This window comes from Nocardia sp. NPDC004604 (genome assembly GCF_040609795.1).
GTDB lineage: Bacteria > Actinomycetota > Actinomycetes > Mycobacteriales > Mycobacteriaceae > Nocardia.
The window spans coordinates 1-19,553 of record NZ_JBEXLC010000164.1; the positions used below are offsets into that span (position 1 = coordinate 1).

11 protein-coding genes and 1 pseudogene are annotated in these 19,553 nt (G+C 67.0%); 10 read left to right on the forward strand and 2 right to left on the reverse strand.

Annotated elements, in window-relative coordinates:
* Window positions 1–34: 34 nt before the first annotated feature.
* Window positions 35–412 (reverse strand): annotated as a pseudogene (locus ABZW16_RS37070) (homocysteine S-methyltransferase family protein); the annotation flags it as partial.
* Between the two features lie 115 nt (window positions 413–527).
* Here ABZW16_RS37070 and ABZW16_RS37075 point away from each other — a divergent pair.
* From ABZW16_RS37075 to ABZW16_RS37120, 10 genes are all read left to right on the forward strand, one after another.
* Window positions 528–1,421, forward strand: coding sequence for a PAC2 family protein (locus ABZW16_RS37075; protein ID WP_354960801.1), 894 nt, complete (start codon window positions 528–530; stop codon window positions 1,419–1,421).
* Window positions 1,422–1,520: 99 nt separating this feature from the next.
* Complete coding sequence (locus tag ABZW16_RS37080) at window positions 1,521–4,124, forward strand: AMP-binding protein (protein ID WP_354960802.1); 2,604 nt, start codon at window positions 1,521–1,523, stop codon at window positions 4,122–4,124.
* A 532-nt stretch (window positions 4,125–4,656) separates the two neighbouring features.
* Window positions 4,657–5,796: an XRE family transcriptional regulator gene (locus ABZW16_RS37085; protein WP_354960803.1), complete on the forward strand. Its 1,140-nt coding sequence runs from the start codon at window positions 4,657–4,659 to the stop codon at window positions 5,794–5,796.
* A gap of 69 nt (window positions 5,797–5,865) precedes the next feature.
* On the forward strand, window positions 5,866–9,807 hold the full coding sequence (locus tag ABZW16_RS37090) for a CHAT domain-containing protein (protein WP_354960804.1): 3,942 nt from the start codon (window positions 5,866–5,868) through the stop codon (window positions 9,805–9,807).
* 61 nt (window positions 9,808–9,868) lie between these two features.
* Window positions 9,869–10,081 (forward strand): hypothetical protein, encoded by a 213-nt coding sequence (locus ABZW16_RS37095; protein WP_354960805.1) that lies wholly within the window; start codon window positions 9,869–9,871, stop codon window positions 10,079–10,081.
* Window positions 10,071–10,394 (forward strand): type II toxin-antitoxin system PemK/MazF family toxin, encoded by a 324-nt coding sequence (locus tag ABZW16_RS37100; protein WP_354960806.1) that lies wholly within the window; start codon window positions 10,071–10,073, stop codon window positions 10,392–10,394. The genes ABZW16_RS37095 and ABZW16_RS37100 overlap by 11 nt, the downstream gene beginning before the upstream one ends.
* A 153-nt stretch (window positions 10,395–10,547) precedes the next feature.
* A complete protein-coding gene (locus ABZW16_RS37105) occupies window positions 10,548–12,035 on the forward strand; it encodes a TIGR02677 family protein (protein ID WP_354960809.1) in 1,488 nt (495 codons plus the stop codon).
* Window positions 12,035–13,444 (forward strand): TIGR02678 family protein, encoded by a 1,410-nt coding sequence (locus tag ABZW16_RS37110; protein WP_354960810.1) that lies wholly within the window; start codon window positions 12,035–12,037, stop codon window positions 13,442–13,444. The genes ABZW16_RS37105 and ABZW16_RS37110 overlap by 1 nt, the downstream gene beginning before the upstream one ends.
* 3 nt (window positions 13,445–13,447) lie before the next feature.
* A complete protein-coding gene (locus ABZW16_RS37115; RefSeq protein WP_354960807.1) occupies window positions 13,448–17,659 on the forward strand; it encodes a TIGR02680 family protein in 4,212 nt (1,403 codons plus the stop codon).
* 17 nt (window positions 17,660–17,676) lie between these two features.
* Window positions 17,677–18,996, forward strand: a complete 1,320-nt coding sequence (locus ABZW16_RS37120; protein ID WP_354960808.1) for an MFS transporter — start codon at window positions 17,677–17,679, stop codon at window positions 18,994–18,996.
* Between the two features lie 35 nt (window positions 18,997–19,031).
* On the opposite strand, the gene ABZW16_RS37125 is transcribed toward ABZW16_RS37120, so the two are convergent.
* Window positions 19,032–19,535: a M15 family metallopeptidase gene (locus ABZW16_RS37125; protein ID WP_354960811.1), complete on the reverse strand. Its 504-nt coding sequence runs from the start codon at window positions 19,533–19,535 to the stop codon at window positions 19,032–19,034.
* Window positions 19,536–19,553 lie beyond the last annotated feature (18 nt).

Genomic DNA, 19,553 nt, shown 5'->3' on the forward strand with positions numbered 1-19,553 from the left:
CCCCGCGCTATGTGCTCGGGGTGCCGTCGGCACTGGGGCCCATCTCGTCGGCGATCTCACGGGCCAGCCGGGTGCCGCGTTCGGACAGATCGCGGATCCGGTCGGCGATATCGTAGTCCGCGAGGTTCGGCAGATTGCAGCCGAAGGTATTGGTCTCGACCGCGTCCGCACCGGCCTCGAAGTAGGCGCGATGAATGCTGCGCAGCACGTCCGGGCGGGTGTCGTTGAGGATTTCGTTGCAGCCTTCCAGGCCGCGGAAGTCGTCCAACGTCAGGTCGGCGGCCTGCAACATCGTGCCCATCGCACCGTCGCCGATGACGACACGCCGACGGAGCGTGTCGAGAAGCGTGGTATCGAACGCGGCGGAGCTGGACGCAGACATGTGATCAAGCGTAGTGGGCCGGTAGGACATGCCGAACCACCGTGGCGGTGTCGGGGACCACACCTGCCCAGACAGATGAACGCCCGGTGCCGCGCCGACCGCGCAAATTCAACGCGACGTGCTCACACGCCGTAGGCTGACCGAGGTGAACTCCAGTGAACCTCCGGTATCACCCGAGCCGGAACTGCCGACATTGCGGGACCCTGTGCTGGTCGCCGCCTTCGAAGGCTGGAACGACGCGGGTGATGCGGCAAGCGGCGCCGTCGAGCATCTGGAACTGATCTGGGATGCCGAGCCGCTGGCCGAACTCGACTCCGAGGACTACTACGACTACCAGGTCAACCGGCCGACGGTGCGTCAGGTCGACGGTGTGACCAGGGAAATCCAGTGGCCCTCCACCATGCTCTCGGTCTGCTCGCCGCCCGGCAGCGACCGCGATGTGGTGCTGCTGCGCGGTATCGAACCCAATATGCGCTGGCGCAGCTTCTGCGGGGATCTGCTCGAGTTCATCGAACAGCTGGGTGTGCAGACCGTAGTCATCCTTGGCGCGCTGCTCGCCGATACCCCGCATACCCGCCCCGTCCCGGTCACTGGATCGGCCTATAGCAAGGAAGCCGCCGAGCGGTTCAGCCTGGAGCAGACCCGCTACGAGGGACCGACCGGTATCACCGGTGTACTGCAGGACCAGTGTGTGAAGGCGGGCGTGCCCGCCGTCTCGTTCTGGGCGGCCGTACCGCACTATGTCTCACAGCCGCCGAATCCGAAGGCGACCATTGCGCTGCTGCACCGCGTCGAGGATGTGCTCGATATCGAGGTTCCACTCGGCGAACTACCCAAACAGGCCGAGGACTGGGAGACCGCCGTCAACGAGATGACGGTGGGCGATGACGAGATCAGCGAGTACGTGCGCTCGCTGGAGGAACGCGGCGACGCGGCCGTGGACCTGAACGATGCGATGGCCAAGATCGATGGCGACGCGATTGCGGCCGAATTCGAAAAGTACCTGCGTAGGCGGGGTCCGGGCAGCTTCGGACTGTAATCGGTTCGGGCCGTTGCGATTCAACTTCGGACTATTCACCGAAAGTTCGCCAGGGGGGCACTCGTAGGTATGGAAAGGCTTACCATCTAAACTTCTCCGGTGACTATTCACCGGATCGTCGCGCACCTTCGCACTTTCGACGACCGGATCGCCGTCCTCTGCTCTCGATCTCCATCGGCGGCCGTCACAGCAGCGGAATCGGTGCCGGATGGTTTGGAGCGGATCACCTATGCGCAGCTGGCGGCACTTGTCGAGGAGTACGCGCGGCAGCTCGGAGCGAACCGGCGGCTCGTCGCGCTCAGGGCGCGCAACGATATCGACTCCCTCGTCGCGTATCTGGGCGCGCTGAGCGCGGGCTGCGTCGTCCTGCTCACCGCGGAGATGACCAGCGAATTGCTGGCCACCTACGATCCCGATGTCGTGATCGATGGCGACGTCGAGGTCCGGCGCGAGACCTCGACGCACCGCCTGCATCCGGATCTCGCGCTGCTGCTGAGCACTTCCGGCTCGACCGGCTCGCCGAAGCTGGTGCGCCTGTCCGCCGCCAACCTGCTGTCGAATGCGCAGGCCATCGCCGAATATCTGGGCGTCGACCCCGATGATCGCGCCGCGACCACACTTCCGATGTTCTATTGCTACGGATTGTCGGTCGTGCACAGCCATCTGCTGCGCGGCGCGAGCCTGCTGCTCACCGACCGATCGGTCCTCGACGACCAGTTCTGGGACGATGTCCGCGATCACCGGGTGAGCTCGTTCGCGACCGTGCCGTACACCATCGATCTGCTCGACCGCATCGGCTTCGACCGCATGCGGCTGCCCGATCTGCGCTATATCACCCAGGCCGGTGGCTGCCTCGCACCCGAGCGGGTGCGCGCGTACGCGCGGCTCGGCGCGCGCGCCGGATGGGACTTCGTGGTGATGTACGGCCAAACCGAGGCCACCGCGCGGATGGCCTATCTGCCACCGGAATTGGCCGGGAAACATCCGGACTGTATCGGTGTGCCGATTCCCGGCGGCCGGTTCACCCTGGAGTCGGTGCCGGACAGCGAGCACGAGGAGCTGGTCTATCACGGCCCCAACGTGATGATGGGCTATGCCTGCTGCCCGCGCGATCTTGCCCTCGGCCATACGGTCGAATCCCTGCGCACCGGTGATCTGGCGCGGCGCACACCCGAGGGTATGTATCAGGTGGTCGGCAGGCGCAGCCGCTTCGCCAAGATCTTCGGACTGCGCATCGACCTGCAGCGGCTCGAATCCGGTTTCGCCGCTGCCGGTTTCACCGCCTGTTGCACAGATAGTGGCGACCAGTTGGTTGTCGCCGTCGAGAGTCCGGCGGAATCGGTTGCGGCGGTGGCCGCCGAACTGTCCGGTCTGCCCGCCGCGGCCATCCGCACCTGCGCCGTCGCGCAGATACCGCGCTTACCCAATGGCAAGCCCGACTATTCGGCGATCCGGCAACTGCGCACATCCGAACCCGATCTGCCGATACGCGATATCCGCGCGCTCTACGCCATCGCCCTCGGCATCGACCCCGCCCTGATCCGCCCCGACAGCACCTTCGTCGACCTCGGCGGCAACTCACTGACCTACATCACCACCGCGACCCGCCTCGAGCGGGCACTGGGCCGACTGCCCGCGAACTGGCCGGATCGCACCGTCGCCGAACTCGAGCGGGTGCCACACGGCCACACCGCATTCGGCCGCTCGGTCGACACACCGACGCTGCTGCGCGCCACCGGGATCGTCCTCATCGCGGGTTCGCATATCGGGATGTTCGTACTCTGGGGCGCGGCGCATATCCTGCTCGGCGTCGCCGGATTCAACTTCGCCCGCTTCGCCGTCACTATGACCCCGCGTGCCGAACGACTGCGCAACGCGCTGCACACAGTGGCGCTCATCGCGATCCCGACCGCCGCCTGGGTGGCGCTCACGCTGCTGTTCACCGATTATTACGGCTGGCAGAACGTGTTGCTGCTCAATAAGATTCTCGGCCCGCGCGACAGCCCTACCGCAGGGCACCTGTGGTTCATCGAGGTGCTGGTGCTGTTCATGGTGGTGGCCGCGCTCCTGGTGCGCGTGCCGTTCATCGATGCCCTCGCGCGCCGCGAGCCGTTCTGGTTCGCCATGGGGCTGGTGGCCATCACCATGGTGTTCCGGATCTGGTCGTTCGGGCTCTATCCGGCCAAGGATGTGCCGTTTTCGCCGCTGGCCTGCTGGTTCTTCGCCCTTGGCTGGGCGGCCGCGAAGGCTACCGCAATCTGGCAGCGGCTGCTGGTGAGCGCCGTGCTACTGATCTCGGTGCCAGGCTATTTCGGTGTTCCCGATCGGGAGCGGCTCGTCATGGCCGGACTGCTGCTGCTGATCTGGCTGCCCGCGGTACGGGTGCCTGCCCTGGTGGCCGGGGTGGCCGCGCTGCTCGCCGACAGTTCGCTATTCGTCTATCTGCTGCACTGGCAGGTCTATCCGCTGTTCGGGCAACACCATGTCGCAGCGCTGCTCGCATCGCTCGGGGCCGGTGTGGTCGCGACGTGGTTGGTGACGAATCTGCGCCGCAGGTCAGTCCTCGTCAAGAGCTTGTTCGCGAAGGGCCCCTTCTCGAACAGCGCAGCTCTCGATGGTCCACACCTGGGCCGCCGCGTCCTGGGCCAGCTTCGCGAGCAGAATGTCTCGCGGAATCGTCTGGCCGGCAAAGTGATCGAGTGACGGAACCACGACGTGGTGCGCGTCAGCCCGCTTGAGCTCCTGGGTCAGCTCGGCGAATGCCGTTCCGTCACCGGAGGTCGATTCGTGGAATGTTGCGGCGAAGCACAGTCCTTCTTCACGGGCGAGGCTGCTCATCGCATCCTCGAGTTCTGCACCGTGGCCATCGGCCAGATCGTCACGCAAGTATCCATAGATCAACGCTTCCACCCGAACCTCCATTGGATTGGGATCTCTCGCTGTTCTCTTCTGTGGATCTCCCCCGTCACCGACGGGTACTGCGCACGTGCAAGAGCAGATGTTCTTACATATGGGACTTGGCAAACCCTCCGCGCCCATATCCAGCATGTAGGACGCAAAACTGCGAGTGCAGGTGTCAACCCAGTGACATCTGTGTGCCCTATCCGGGCCACTGAGCGTTAACTGGTGCGATACTACAGATGTGGCCGCTGGAGACGATCGACCCGTCTGGGCTGTGCGAATGCGCTCCGAACGCGATGCGCGGGGGTGGTCACAAGCCGATGCCGTCCGTGTGATGCGCGCGAAGTCTTCGCACAACCTGCCGACGGACAGTACCCTGCTTCGGAATTGGCGGCGTTGGGAGTCGGGTGAGTCGAGACCGGATGATTTCTATGCTCCGATCATCGCCGCCGCGTTTGATACGGTCACGGCCGCGTTCTTTCCGAAGAACCGCCCGAACCGCGATGACGAATTGCTTTCGGCCACTGGTATGGACACGCTCGAGTTCATCGGCCGACTGCGGATGTCCGATGTCTCCTCCGCCACACTGGATGCCATCCGGATCACCGCCGAGCGGCTGTGTTGTGAGTACCCGTATGCCGATCCGCACGATCTGCACGCCGAGGGCACGTCCTGGCTGCGCCGCATCACCTCGCTGCTCGACGGCCGCCTGACTTTGTTGCAGCATCGGGAAATTCTCGTACTGGCCGGTTGGGTTGCGCTGCTGGTCGGTTGCGTGGACTACGATCTCGGCCGCCGTACCACCGCCGAGGCCACTCGGCGGGCGGCCCATTCGCTCGGCCAGGAGGCCGAGCACGCCGAAATCGTCGGCTGGAGTGCGGAAATGGCTGCGTGGTTCGCCCTGACCCAGGGCAACTACCGCGGCGCGATCGAGGCGGTCGACCCGGCGCTGCCGACCAGCGGCAAACTCGGTGTCGGTGTCCAGTTGGCCGCACAACGTGCGAAGGCCTGGGCCCGACTGGGGAATCGGCACGAGGTCGAGGCATCGCTGAATCAGGGTCGAGCTATTCTCGAGCGACTCGACCATCCGACCAATCTGGACAACCACTTCGTGGTCGATCCGCAGAAGTTCGACTTCTATGCCATGGACTGCTGCCGGGTCGCGGGCGAGGACACGCTGGCGGAATCCTATGCGCGCGAGGTGATCCGGAACTCGACCAGAGCCGACGGGACGGTACGCAATCCGATGCGGGTGTCCGAGGCGCATCTGACCCTGGCGGTGGTCGCCGTGCGCGCCCGCGATCTGGAGTTGGCGGTGCACGAGGGCATGCGGGCCTTCTCCGGGAAGCGCCGGTCGCTGCCGTCGCTGATGTGGATCGCAGGTGAGGCCGCGCGCGAAATCATCGAACGGTTTCCCGGCGATCCGCGCGCCCTGGTGTATCTGGACCAGTTGCGTGCGCTGTCGCCCGGGTGATCATTTGCTCATCGGCATCTGTTGTTGATTCGCGGTAGTTTTGGCTCATCGCTTGTCTGAGGGAGGGCGATGAATCGAGTTCGCGTCATTGTGCGTCGCGATGCGGACGAATCCCTGCGGACCACGGTGCTGGAGGCGGATGCGCCGATCGCGGACCGGGTCGCGCCGCTGCCCGAACAGGTGGCGTTCGCATGGGATGTCGTCGGTGGTCAGCCCGAAACCGTGCGCAGGACGGTCTTCCAGATCGGTACGGCGCTGCGTGACGCGATGTTCGAACCGCGCACGACCTGGCATCTCACCCGGCTCGTCGACGGATCCGATACCGAGGTGGTATTCGATGTCGACGACGACACGATGCTGTTGCCGTACGAGATGCTGATACTCGCCGACGACCTGCCGTTGGCCATGCGGCCCAATGTGGCCGTCTCGCGCCGGTATTCCGGTGCCGGCCAACCCGCCCCCGTTCTCGCGCCGGGACCGATGAAGATCCTCGCCGCGGTGGCCGCGCCGACCGAAACTCGCACGGCGAATCTCGCACTGGATGTCGAGGCGGAGATGCAGGCGATCCTCGACGCGGTATCGCAGGTGCCGACCGAGGGTGGCGGCGGTGTGCGCATTCTGGAAGTCGCCTCGCTGCAGCAGATCACCACGGCGCTGCGGGCCGAGGAATTCCATGTGCTACATCTGAGTGCGCACGGGTCGGCGACAGTGCTGGAACTCGAGGATGAGGACGGCGATCCGGATGTGGTCGACGCCGCCGATCTCATTGCCGCACTGCGGGCATCGGGGCGGGCGCTGCCGTTGGTGGTGCTGTCGAGTTGCGGCGGCGTCGATGGGGGGCCCGCCGGATTGGCGCGCACCTTGATCGGTGGGGGTGTCGAACGGGTGCTCGTCATGCAGACGGGGGTATCCGATCGGTGTGCCACACAATTGGCGAAGTCGTTCTACGCCGCGCTTTCCGGCGGATCGGTCGCCTTCGCGCTGAGCCGGGCGCGCTATGCCCTCGAGCAGGAGCGGCTCGCCGATGCGGCGGACATTCCGCCCGAGTGGTTCGTGCCGACGCTGCTCACCGGGGTGGCGGACCGGCCGCTGTGGGATCGCAACGCGCCGCCGCGGCCGCTCGGTCGGCGCACCCAGGCGCCGAGCGGTGCGACGGTGCGTGAGTTACCGGTCGGATATCTCATCGGCCGCCGAGGACCGGTTCGCGATATCGTGCGGCTGCTCGACACCGCTGATAGCGGACCCGGCGCGGTGATCACCGGGATGGGTGGACTCGGGAAGACGGCGGTGGCCGGACGAGTTGCCGCGCGCATGCGCGAACGGGGCTGGCATATCGCCGAACATGTGGGGAAATGGAATCCGACGGCGCTGTGCGCCGCGGTGCGCGCGGCCATTCAGGACGATCCGGCATTGCGTCCGGTGGCCGACGATCTGGCCCGCGATGGTGACGGACAGGTGCTCGAGCATATACATCGGCTATTGGCGGGGAGCCGATTGCTATTGCTGTTCGACGATTTCGAGCAGAACCTGACCCGGCCGGACGGTGCGGCATTCCTCGATCCTGGTTTCGCCGAACAGTTCTCGCAGTTGTGCCGGGTCGCGACGACCGGACGGCTGTTGGTCACCTGCCGGTATCCGATTCCCGGTGGTCTCACCGAGGTCGGACTGACGCCATTGAGTCCGGCGGAGTTACAGCGAATGTTCCTGCGGCTTCCCCAGATCAGCGGTCTCGGACTGAGTGAGCGTCGGCTCGTCGCGCGCACCATCGGCGGTCATCCGCGGCTCATCGAATTTGTCGACGCGCTATTGCGCGGTGGGGACGGCACATTGCGACCGGTCGGTGAGAAGTTGCGCCGCTTGGCCGATGAGCATTCCGTCGATCTCGGTCCGGACCGGTCGCTGGCCGAAAGTCTGGATACCGCGGTGGTACTCGGCTCCCGCGATATTCTCGTGGACGCGCTGGTGGATCTGCTCGATGCGGCCGAACGCGAACTACTGCTGCAGATTTCGCTATCGCGGACGCCACTGCGGGATCTGGATATCTATCACGCCCGCTTCGGTCCCGACGCGACGCGTACTCAGCGCCGTACCGTCATGGCGGCCATCGAAACTCTCCTGAGGTTGACACTACTGACCACCGATGACGACCGATATGTCGTGCACCCGTGGGTCGCCCAGGCACTCGACACCCATCAAGGCCCCGAACGCATCAGCCGCCACAGCCGAGCCTATGCGATGCGACTGGCCCGAATCTCTGCTGGCTTCCGGGATTTCGACGATTACAGCGAGGCATGCCGACATCTACTCGCCGCGGGCCGGTACGTGGAGCTCACCGAACTCGCCATCCCCTGCTGCCGCGAGTTGGATCAACTGCAGATCGCGGCGTTGCTCGGCGAGATCATGCCCACCCTACCGGATGACACTCCCGGCTATCTGGAGCTCGGCGACCGCGAGGTGCGGGCTTTGCGCCGAACCGGAAACCTCGGTGCCGCAACCAATCGCCAAACTGTTCTGGTCGGTGTGCTGCGAGCCCGAGTCCAGTCCTCCCGGGGCAGTGCGGAATCTCGACGCGCACTCGTCCTCGGTCTGGACACCCTCGGTGAACTCGCCATGCTGGCAGGAAATCTCGGCACGGCCCGCGAGCACTACAGCCGGTCCCTGCGCACCGCACGGCATCTCACCAGCACCGACCCGTACAACGTCGATATGCAACAGGTCCTCAGCCGCGCACTGGAGAGTCTCGGCGATATCGCCGTGCGCAGCGGCGATCTTACCGCCGCGCTGGCCCACCACACCGAGGCACTGGCCATCCGACGCAGCCTCGCCGATAGCGACCCCACCCGTAACGAACTGCGCCGCGATCTCGCCAACGCCTGCCTGCGACTCGGCGACCTGGCGGTTTTGACCGCCGATCTCGACGGCGCACAGCACCTCTATACCGAATCCCTCACCCTGCACGGCGATCTCACCGACTCGGGTCCCGATGCCGCCGAATCCCGTCGCGGCGTGGCCATCGCACACGGCAAACTCGGCGACCTGGCCATGCGCGCGGGCCACGGCGATACCGCCAGCCGCCACTATCTGGAAAAGCTCCTGATCAGCAACGAACTGTCCCGGGCCGATCCCGGCGACACCGAAATCGCCCGCGATGTCGCCATTGCCATGCAGCAGATCGGCGACGCCGCGCTGCTGTTCGAAACCCCAGAGGAAGCGGTCACCTTCTTCACCGAGTCGCTGGCCATCCATCGCGAACTCGCGGAAAAGGATCCGGGTAATGCCGAATACCAGCGTGACCTCGCCATCGCCCTAAACCGCTGCGGCGACGTCGCCCTACAACTGGGCGAACTACACACCGCCCGCACCCACTACACCCGATCCTTGGCCATCCATCGCAAATTCGCCGATGACGATCCCGCCAACGCCCGAAATCAACGCGACCTCAGCATCTCGCACGATAAGCTCGGCGACCTGGCCATGCGCACCGCCGACTATCTGTCGGCCGACCACCACTACACCCAATCCCTCACCCTGGCACAACAACTCGCGGCGGCCGACCCGACCAATACCGAAAAACAACGCGACCTGAGCATCTCCCACCATCAGCTCGCCAAGGTCGCCGCCGCCACCGGCGCCTACACCCTCGCCTTCCGGCACAACACCGCGGCCCTGACCCTCGCCCGTCGCCTCGCCGTGGCCGACCCAGAAAATCTACAGCTGCACCGCGATGTCGGCCTGATCCTGTCCGCCATCGGCGACGCCGCCGAACGCGAGAACGACTACGACTCCGCCATCGAGGTCTACCGCGAGGCCCTCTCGATCGCCAAGGATCTCCTCGAAACCGACCCCGCCAGCCCCCGCGCCCTGCGCGATATGGAGTTCGCCATGACCAACCTGGATCGAGTCCTCGACACGGTCGAGCCGAACCGGGCCGCCGGCACCGGCATCGACGCCCTCATCGAACAGGGCAAGACCTTGCTCCGGCGACTCCTGCCTCCGCCTCAACAGCCATGATTCCGCAGGTAGCCGCAGTCTCTGTAGCACCGTGTGCCGCATCCGCTGTAACGTCGGGTGTATGGCGGTGCGCATGAACATCTCGATGGATGACGATCTCGCCGCCCGGCTGCGGGCGGCCTCGAACGATAAGTTGAGCGACTACATCGCCAAGGCCGTGCGCCGGCAGCTGCTCGAGGATGAACTCAGGACACTGCCCGATAGCACCGGGACCGAATGGACGAACGACGCCGAACAGACCGCCGAGCACGTATTGTTCGGCCGTGCCAGCTGAACCCACCCGACTAGGCCAGATCTGGAATCTCGTCAGCCATATCTCCGGACGTCGCGCAACCGTGGTGATCGTGGACTCCGATGTGGTGATCCGCCAGCGTCCCATGCTGGTCGCGGCACCGGTGCGGGAGGCTCGCGAAGTACCGTCGCGCCATCAATTGCTCACCGTCGCAATGCCGGAGAGCTCACAGGTGATCGCGCTGTACGACATCGCGATCGTTGCGAAGGACAGCCTCACCGAGCAGGTCGGTGAGCTCGCACCGGAAGTGCTCGAACAGGTCAAGATCGGGCTGCGGGCTCGATTCGACCTGTGAGCGGCCGAGTGGCGAACCGCAGCAAACCGGACACAGCCACGCCGAATGGGGGTCGGTCGTAACGGCCGCGATCGACCCGCTACTACCCTGTTCCCGGTGACCGACTCCGTTGACGGCCTGCCGTATGCCGCACCCGCACTGTGGGATGAGCGATTGCGGCTGTTCTCCTTCGCTACGGCTGAGAAGCGGGCGGAGTATCTATGGGTGCTGCGGGCATTCGACAGTGCGCGCGCGGCGTATGTGGTGTTGTTGCACGCCGACGATGTGGCGACCTGGATCGAACGCAGCGGAGACGATGCGCCCCGGTTGACCGGAGCGGAGATCGGGCCGCTGCTGGATCAGCTGCACCAATGGGGCGTGGTCGAGCGCAGTTACGACGGAACGCGGGCGGCGACACTCGCGGAGTATCGGAATCGGCACTACGTCTATCAGCTCACTCAGGCCGGGTTCAAGGCATATCGGGCGGTCGCGGGGGTCCTCGAAGCGCGATTGGACGAGGCTGCACTATCGAGACTGGTGTTGCCCGAGTTGCTGGCTGATCTGAATACGCTCGCCGAAGCGAATAGGGCCGGTGACGCCGAGCGCGTCTACCGGACGCTGCGCCGTCTCGATGCCGCGCTCACCGATATGGCGGCGCGGGCCGCGCATTTCTACCTCTCGCTCGGCGATATGGTCCGCACCACCGAGATCACGCCGGAATCGTTCCTTGCGCACAAGGACGCGCTGCTCGCGCATATGCGTGAGTTCAGCATGGATCTGGCCCGTTTCGCGCCGCGGCTGGCCGCCGCCATCGGCGAGATCGAGGAGACCGGAGTCGGCGAACTGATCGAGCGGGCGGCGGGCTGCGACGAACGGGTGCTGCTGAGTGTGGCCGAGCGGCAAGCGGATTGGCGGGCGCGCTGGCAGGGGTTGCGAACCTGGTTCGTCGCGACGGCCTCCGATATTCCGGGCGAATCGTCCTCGACCGAGGCCGATCGCCTGCGGGAGGCGACCATGAGCGCCATTGCCGCCGTACTGTCGCTTTTGCGGCGGGTCACCGAGACCCGCAAGGGCGGGGTGAGTCGCGAATCGGCACTGCGGCATCTCGCTGGCTGGTTCACCGCCGCGCCCACCGCCGACAGCGCACACGCGCTCTTCGACGCCGTCTTCGGTCTCGGCAGGCCACGGCACCTATCGCTGGAACATCCGGACGCGGAACTGATCCCGCCGATCCGGTCCTGGTGGGAGGCGCCGCCACTGGAGATCTCGCGCACCCTCGCCGAAACCGGCAGGCCACCGCAGGCCGGTGCCCCGGCCCGAATTCAGCGCAACGACGCCGGAATCCGCCGACTGCGCGAGGCCCAACTCGAGGCACAGCGCGCCCGCGCGGAGGCCGCCAAATCCCTCGCCGCCGCCGATGTGCACGACCGCGTCCTCGACGAACGCGAGACCGAGGTGTTGTTGCGCCTGCTCGACGCCGCCTCCACCGCATGGGTTCCGGTCAGCGGCCGCGTCGACGGCACCACCGGCTCCGACAGCGGCGTCACTCTCACCGTCTCCGAATATCCCGGCTCGACCGTGGTCCACACCGCCCGCGGCCTCCTGCATTTGAACAACCGCCGACTCCAGGTCGAGCAGACGGCCCGGGGACGGCGCGCATGATCCACGCCCGCCGCGTCGACTCCCTTGCCCTGGACAACTACCAGCGCGCCGCCCGAGTCATCCTCGCCAACCACCTGGTCACCAGGACCTTTCCGGATCGGATCGCGCTGCCGCTGATCCGCCGCTGGGCCACCGAACTCCGCGAGGACCTGGCCGAACTGTTCGGCTACCGACTCGAGGTCACCGAAACGACGGCCCGGCTGTTCCCGGTCGTCGATCGCCTCGACTCCGGCAAACCGGCCCGCGCTGTGACCGAACGCGTCTTCGACCGCCGTCGCTACGCCTACCTGGCCCTGGCACTGGCCGCCCTCGGCCGCGCGGGTGATCAGATCACGTTGTCGGAGTTGGCCGATCAAGTGGCCGCCTATACCGGCCGGGTCGACGGCCTCGAACTGTCCCCGGACCGCGCCGCCGACCGCGATGCCTTCGTCGACGCCGTCGGCTGGCTAGCGCACCGCGGCGCGCTCACGCTGGCCGATGGTGACGCGGGCGGCTGGGCCGCCGATCCGGAGGCGGGCGAGGCGCTCTACGACATCGACCGACCGGTGGTCTTCGCCCTGTTCCGCCCGCCACGCGCGCTACAGCATCTGCACAGCGTCAGCGGTCTGCTCACCGAGGACGCCATGGCGCACGGCCCGGCCGCCAATGCGGCGGCCGCCGACGCCGCGCGCCGGGTACGCCGCGGCCTCGTCGAGCGTCCGGTCGTCTATGCGGATGATTTGGCCTACGGCGAACGTCCGCTGCTGATGCAGGACCGGGTCGTCGCGGATGTCGAACTGTTCACCGGGCTGCGCGTCGAACGCCGGGCCGAGGGCGTCGCGCTGATCGATGTCTCCGGCCGCCTCTCCGATATCCGCTTCCCTGGCACCGGCACGCTGGCGCAAGTGGCGCTGCTGCTGGTCGGTGAGATCGCCGACCGCGTACTCGATATCGATCACCCGGTACCGGTCCGCCACGGTGCACCCGATCCGGCGGTCGCACTGGCCGAACAGCTCGACGGCGCCATTCCGGAATCCACCGTATTCGTCCCGCTCGCCGACCTCCCGTCGACCGATCTCGAAGTGGTGGAACAGGATCCAGATACGGAGGCGATGGCCACGGTGCGGGCGACCTACCCCTTCGTCGAAGCGAGCTGGGTGGGCGAAACCGTACAGGCGCTCACCGACCGCTACGGTGTCACCTTCGCCGCGCAATGGCAGGCCGATGTGCCCGGACTGACCAGGGAGGTGACCGCCCTGCTCGAACGGCTGCGCCTGGTCCAAGTGGTCGCGGACGGCCTGATCATCCTGCCCGCCCTGGCGCGCTACCGCGGCGCGGTTGTCACCGTACGCACGAAGCGCGCCGCCGAATTATTCGTCACCGCCTCCGACACCATCGGAGCCGACAGCGTTGGTACGGAAGGGATCTGAAACATGTCGCTCATCCACGGCGGAGTGCGGTTCGTCCCGACCCGCGCCGGGATCATCAACCTGTGGGACTACCGCGACCAGGAGTACTGCTTCGCCGACGGCAGGCTGGTACTGCGCGGACCCAACGGTTCCGGTAAGACCAAGGCCCTGGAGGTGCTGTTCCCGTTCGTACTCGACGGCCGGATCGAACCGCGCAGGCTCAACCCGTTCGCCGGTGAAGAGCGCACCATGAAGTCGAATCTGCTGTACCGCAAGCAGGAATCGGCGTATTCGTATGTGTGGATGGAGTTCGCACGCGGTAAATGGGACGATCCGGAGGTCGTCACCATCGGCATCGGCATGCGCGCCACCCGCTCCTCCGATAAGGTCACCCGCTGGTATTTCGTCGCCGACGGCCGTGCGGGCGTGGACTTTTCGCTCATCGGCCCCGATGACCGGCCGCTCACCCGCAAGCAGCTGGCCGAGCAGATCGGCACCGACGCCATCGTCGACCGTCCGGTCGAATACCGCAATGCGATCGACGCGCGCATGTTCGGCCTCGGCACCCAGCGCTACGACCAGCTGATCAACCTCATTCTCACGCTGCGCCGCCCGCAGCTCGCGAAAAACCTCGATCCGCGCGGGCTTTCACAGGCGCTCACCGATGGTCTGCGCCCGCTCGACGAGCAGCTGATTCTGGACGCGGCCCGCTCGTTCAGCGATATGGAGGAGGTCGGGCGCACGCTGGAGGGGCTGGTCCACGCCGACACGGCCACCAGGTCCTTCGTGGGGGTGTACCGGAAATACCTTGCGGTACAGGCGAAGACCGATGTCGACCAGGTGCGCACCCGGCTGGACGCGGTGACCCACGCCAGCACCGCACTGTTCGCCGCCACCGCACTGCGCGAGCGTCGCGAGGCCGAACGCACCGCCGCCGAGGCGCGCGCCGACGATGCCGACCGCGCCTATGAACAGGCCCTCGCCGACCGGGAAACCCTGCAGCGCTCCAGCGCCTACGAGGGCAAACAGCAGCTCGACGATCTCGCCGACGCGGTGCGCCGCTTGGAGACCTCGGCGAACGTGCACCGGGATAAGGCGCTCAAGGCGCGCCAGACCCTCGATCAGCGTGGCCAGGAGGCCGAGCGCGCCAAGGCGGCCGTACAGCAGGCGGCGGCCGCCTTGGCGCGCGGTGAGGACGAGTTGTGCGCCGCCGCCGAAGAGGCGGGTATCACCTGGGCCGGATCGGCCGACCAGGCTCGTGGCGACCAGCTCACCGCCGCCGTCCGCGGACATGCCGAGGAGCGCGACGCCGATGTGCGCGCGGTCCGCAAGGCGCTGGGTCTGATGGATTCCGCCACGGCCGAACGGACCCGGGCCGAACAGCTCGCCGAACGCGCACGGGCGCTGCGCGAATCGGCCGCCGCCGAGGTGTCCGCCGCCGAGGCCGCCGTTGTACTGGCTCGCACCGAAGCCGCTGGCGCACTGCGCACCTGGTGGGATGCGCATCGAGAGGTGTACTCCCCCATTCGGAAGGGCCTTTTCGAGGCGCTCGACGCGGCATTGGCCACTGCGGGCTCCGATGCGGCCGCGGGTGTCGGCGAGGTGCTGGCCGAACGCGCCGAACCGCTCCTCGACGACATTCGCACCCGCCGTCAGGAAGCGCGGGCCAGCGCCGCGCTGGCCGGTGACCGAATTGTCGCGCTGCGCACCGAACGCGACGCCGTCGCGGCCCAACGCGACGATGCCCCACCGGTTTTCGCCGCTCGCGCGCGCAAGGCCGAGGGTCGTGCGGGTGCTCCGCTGTGGCGGCTGGTCCGCTTCGCTGATTCGGTGACTCCGCCGCAGGCCGCGGGCATCGAGGCCGCCCTGCATGCCGCCGATCTGCTAGACAGTTGGATCTGCGCAGAAGCCGAACGCCCGGACTACACCTCCGATCAGTTCCTGGTTCCGCTACCGCCCGAGGCCAGGCCGTCCGGGCGCACACTCGCCGATGTCCTTGTCGTCGAGGATGATTCGGCCGACCTCACTGTGCGCCAGCAGGTCGTCGCCGATGTTCTCGCCTCCATCGCCCTGTACGACGAGGACTCAGATCTCGGCAGCGCGGTCGCGGTGAGTACCACCGGCGGGTTCCGCCAAGGGGTGCAGGTGGGTCGCCACCACAAGCCCGAGGCCGAATTCATCGGCGCCACCGCCCGCGCCAAGCGCCGGGAAATCCGGCTCACCGAACTCGCCGCCGCGATCGAGGCAGCCGAGCAAGCCCAGCGCCAGGCCCAGGCGGATGAAGCCGCCGCCGCCGCCGAACTCGCGCGAATCTCCGCTGCCGCCAAGGCATTACCGCGCCCGTCGGCGATCACCGCCGCCTTGCGCGCGGTATCGGAATCGGCGGGCATGATGCGGTCGCGCTCCGAGGTGGTGGCACAGGCCGAGCGCGACCTCGACCAAGCGGTGGCCGAGGCGTCCGCGGTGGAGAAGAAGTTGCGTTCGGTCGCCCAAGCGCACCGCACCCCGCGCGATGCCCGCGAGATCGATGCTCTCGCCGCCGCCATCCGCCATTTCGAGAACACCGGAACCGGCCTGCTGCGGCTGCGCGCCGACCACGAACGGGAGCGCGAACGCGAACGCGAGGGTTCGGACCGCTTCGATGAGGCCCGCGATCTGGCCGAGGCCTTCGCCGAGGAGGCCGAGGCCGCCGATGCGGGCTACCAGGAACAGCTGCGCAAGCTCGAAACGCTGCGCGAGGCACTGGGTGCGGGCGCCGCCGATATCGATCGCGAACTCGAACAGGCCCGCGCGAAGATCGAATCGACCAGGGCGGAGCAGAAGGCCGCCCGCAAGGCCGCGAATGCGGCGATCGAGGCGATCGGTGACGCCGAGGCGGCCTTCCGTACCGCACACGAATCGCTGGGCACCGCGCTTACCGAGGTGCTCGCCGATGTGCAGGCCCTCGCGCCCTACGCACAACCGGATCTGCTCACCTTGCTCGGCGCTCCCACCGACAGCCGCTGGCCCAGCAGCGATGCCGCCTGGTCGACCCCCGAACAGCTGCTCTACCGCATTTCGGCGGCCGGACCCGAGGCCGAACCACAGGTGCTGCCCGACGAGGTCGCCGAACTCTTCGACAATCTCACCGCCGCCACGTCATCCGTGCGGGCGGGCGAGGCCGCCCGCAAATCCACCCGCAGTGCGGTCACCGCGGCGCTGCAGGAATTCGACGCCGCGCTTGCCGGTTCCGGCCGCGACTACCGGCTGCAGTGGGATGCCGCGGACGGCCTGACGGTGGTCGGGGTCCAGGACGACAACGGTTTGTCGGCGCTCGCGGATTTCGCCACCCGTATCGATGCCGCCCGCCGCGATCAGGAATTGCTGCTCACCGATGCCGAACGTCGCATTCTCGAGGATGCGCTGCTGACCGGTCTGGCCCAGCAGATCCACGAACGCACCAGCGATGCACGCGATCTCATCGCCCGGATGGGCGCGGAGATGAAACAGCGCCGCATGTCCTCGGGCAATACGATCGGCGTGCACTGGGTCCTGTCCGACAGTCTCTCCGATGCCGCCCGCGCCATGTGCAAGCTGCTCGACCGCGACGCCTCCTCGCTCGTCGCCGACGATCTGGCGGCGATCCGCGCTCACTTCGCCGCCGAGATCCGCGCCGCCCGCGCCGCGCATCCGGAGCGTTCGTATCCCGAAATCCTCGCCGCGACATTGGATTACCGGACCTGGCGGGTATTCTCCTTCACCCTCATCTCCGCCGACGGCAGCGAGGACAAGCTGACCGTGGCCCGGCACAGCGCGCTGTCGGGTGGTGAGCAGTCGGTCTCGCTGCATCTGCCGCTCTTCGCGGCCGCGCACGTCATGCTCGATTCGGCCGACCCGCAGGCCCCGCGCCTGCTCGCACTCGACGAGGCCTTCGCGGGCGTCGATGATAACGGCCGCAGCGAACTGCTCGGCCTGAGTGTGCAGTTCGACCTCGACCTGTTCATGACCGGCTACGACCTGTGGATCACCTATCCGCACGTCCCGGGCTGCGCGCACTACGATCTCGCGCATTCGGCGGCCGAGAACACCGTCAGCGCGACGCTGCTCGTATGGGACAGTGGTGATCTGCTCGCCGAGCACGACGGCACCGACCTCACCGCGGCCCTCGGCTCCCCCAACCGCCGCCGTGTCCCGAACGGGATCGAAGGCGGCCTCGCACTGGACAATATGCCGGGCGCTCCCGCCCGCGTTGGCTGAAACCCGAATGGATAGTAGTGTCTTCGAGCTCCACCCCGCCCCACCGCAAGGTCGCCATCGCCACCCTGGTCGGCACCACCCTCGAGTGGTACGACTTCATGCTCTACGGCACGGCGTCCGCGCTGATCTTCACTAAGCAGTTCTTCCCGACGCTGAGCCCCGCCGCCGCGACACTGGCGGCATTCAGCACCTTCGCCGTCGGCTTCGGCGCGCGGCCGATCGGCGGACTGCTGTTCGGCCACTATGGCGATCGGATCGGCCGCAAGACCACCCTCGTGGTCTCGCTGATCCTCATGGGTGTGAGCACCACGCTGATCGGCGCGATCCCCACCTACGACAGCATCGGATTCTGGGCTCCCGCACTGCTGGTCGGGCTGCGACTGGTGCAGGGCGTCGGACTCGGCGGCGAGGGCGCCGGTGCGGTCGTGCTGTCGATGGAGCACGCGCCGCGCGGGCGGCTCAATCGGTACGCCAGCTTTCCGCAGATGGGCACACCGGCCGGACTGGTGCTGGCCAATGCGATCTTCCTCGGCACCAGCGCGCTGCTGCCGGAGTCGGCATTCCTGTCCTGGGGTTGGCGAATTCCATTCCTGCTCAGCGCGATTCTCGTCCTCGTCGGGCTCTGGGTACGGCTCGGCATCACCGAATCCGCGGACCATGCCGCCCTCATCCGGCGCGGCGAGGTCGCGGCCTACCCGCTGCGCGACGCCCTGCGGGTGGGACCCGTTCGACTGTTGCTGATCCTGTTCGCCGCGATCGCCACCTCGGCGGTCGTCTATATCTTCATGGCATTCACCCTGAGCTACGGCACCAAAGCACTCGGATTCAGCCGAAACTTCCTGCTACTCGGCGTCATCATCGCCTCGCTCGTCTGGGCCGCGACCATGCCGCTGTGGGGCGCGCTCGCCGACCGCAGCACCACGCGTCGGGTATTCCTGGCGGGCACGGCCGCGCTGACGGTGTGGTGCGCGGTCTACTTCCCGCTGTTGAACACCGGAAACAAGGCCGTGGTTCTGCTCGCGCTGCTCGGCATGGGGGTGACGCTACCGATCAGCCACAGCGTCGGCGGAATCATTGTCGCCGAGATGTTCCCGGCGTCGGTGCGCTATTCGGGCACCTCGCTCATCGTGCAGACCTCGGTGATCCTCGGCGGCGCGCTGGCACCGCTCATCGCGACCGCGCTCTGGACCGCTGGCTCGACCTCCACGGCGGTCAGCTGCTACATCGTCGCCGTCTGTGCGCTGAGCACGATCAGCACGGCCGTACTGTGCTGGGCGCTGCCGATTCGCACATCACACACCCAGGATGAGATCTCGGAGCCGGTGCCCGTCGGCTGAAACCGCAGCCCGATCGGGTCGCTCGCGATGCGGAGCTACAACCCGAGCAAACTGCCGAGCCACAGCGGAATCGGAATCGATGGCGGAATCGGCAGGACCGGCACGACCGGCGGATTCGGCAATGACGGCGCTGGAGCTCGGCCGCCGCCGTCGCTCGCATCCGCGCGCAGCGCCGGGCACATCCCGCCCGGTGTGGTGGCGAGTTCGAAGTGCCACCACTCGTTCTGGTAGATCCGGCACAGGCCCCAGCGGTTTCCGTTCGTCTCCAGCCACTGCGCACCGGCCTGCGGCCCGACGTCGATGGCCCGGCCCTGGACATGCGGCGACTCATTGGGCGGCAGCACCCAGCGGCGCGCCTCGTCGGGGCTGCCGTAGGTTCGCACTCCGTCGTCCCACAGCGCCTGCTGCTCGGCGGGCGTGCGGTAGCCGGAATTGATGTACAGCGAGACTCCTTCGGCATGTGCCTGGTTCTCCGCCATTGTGTACGCCGTGGCGAGCCCCGGCTCCAGGCCCTCGGTTCCGCTCGCGTTACCGGCCACCTCGCGCTGTTCGACCGG

Coding starts and splice junctions, on each gene's coding strand:
- ABZW16_RS37095 (WP_354960805.1), top strand. CDS start 9,869: ATGGCGGTGCGCATGAACATCTCGATGGATGACGATCTCGCCGCCCGG.
- ABZW16_RS37085 (WP_354960803.1), top strand. CDS start 4,657: ATGCGCGCGAAGTCTTCGCACAACCTGCCGACGGACAGTACCCTGCTT.
- ABZW16_RS37090 (WP_354960804.1), top strand. CDS start 5,866: ATGAATCGAGTTCGCGTCATTGTGCGTCGCGATGCGGACGAATCCCTG.
- ABZW16_RS37115 (WP_354960807.1), top strand. CDS start 13,448: ATGTCGCTCATCCACGGCGGAGTGCGGTTCGTCCCGACCCGCGCCGGG.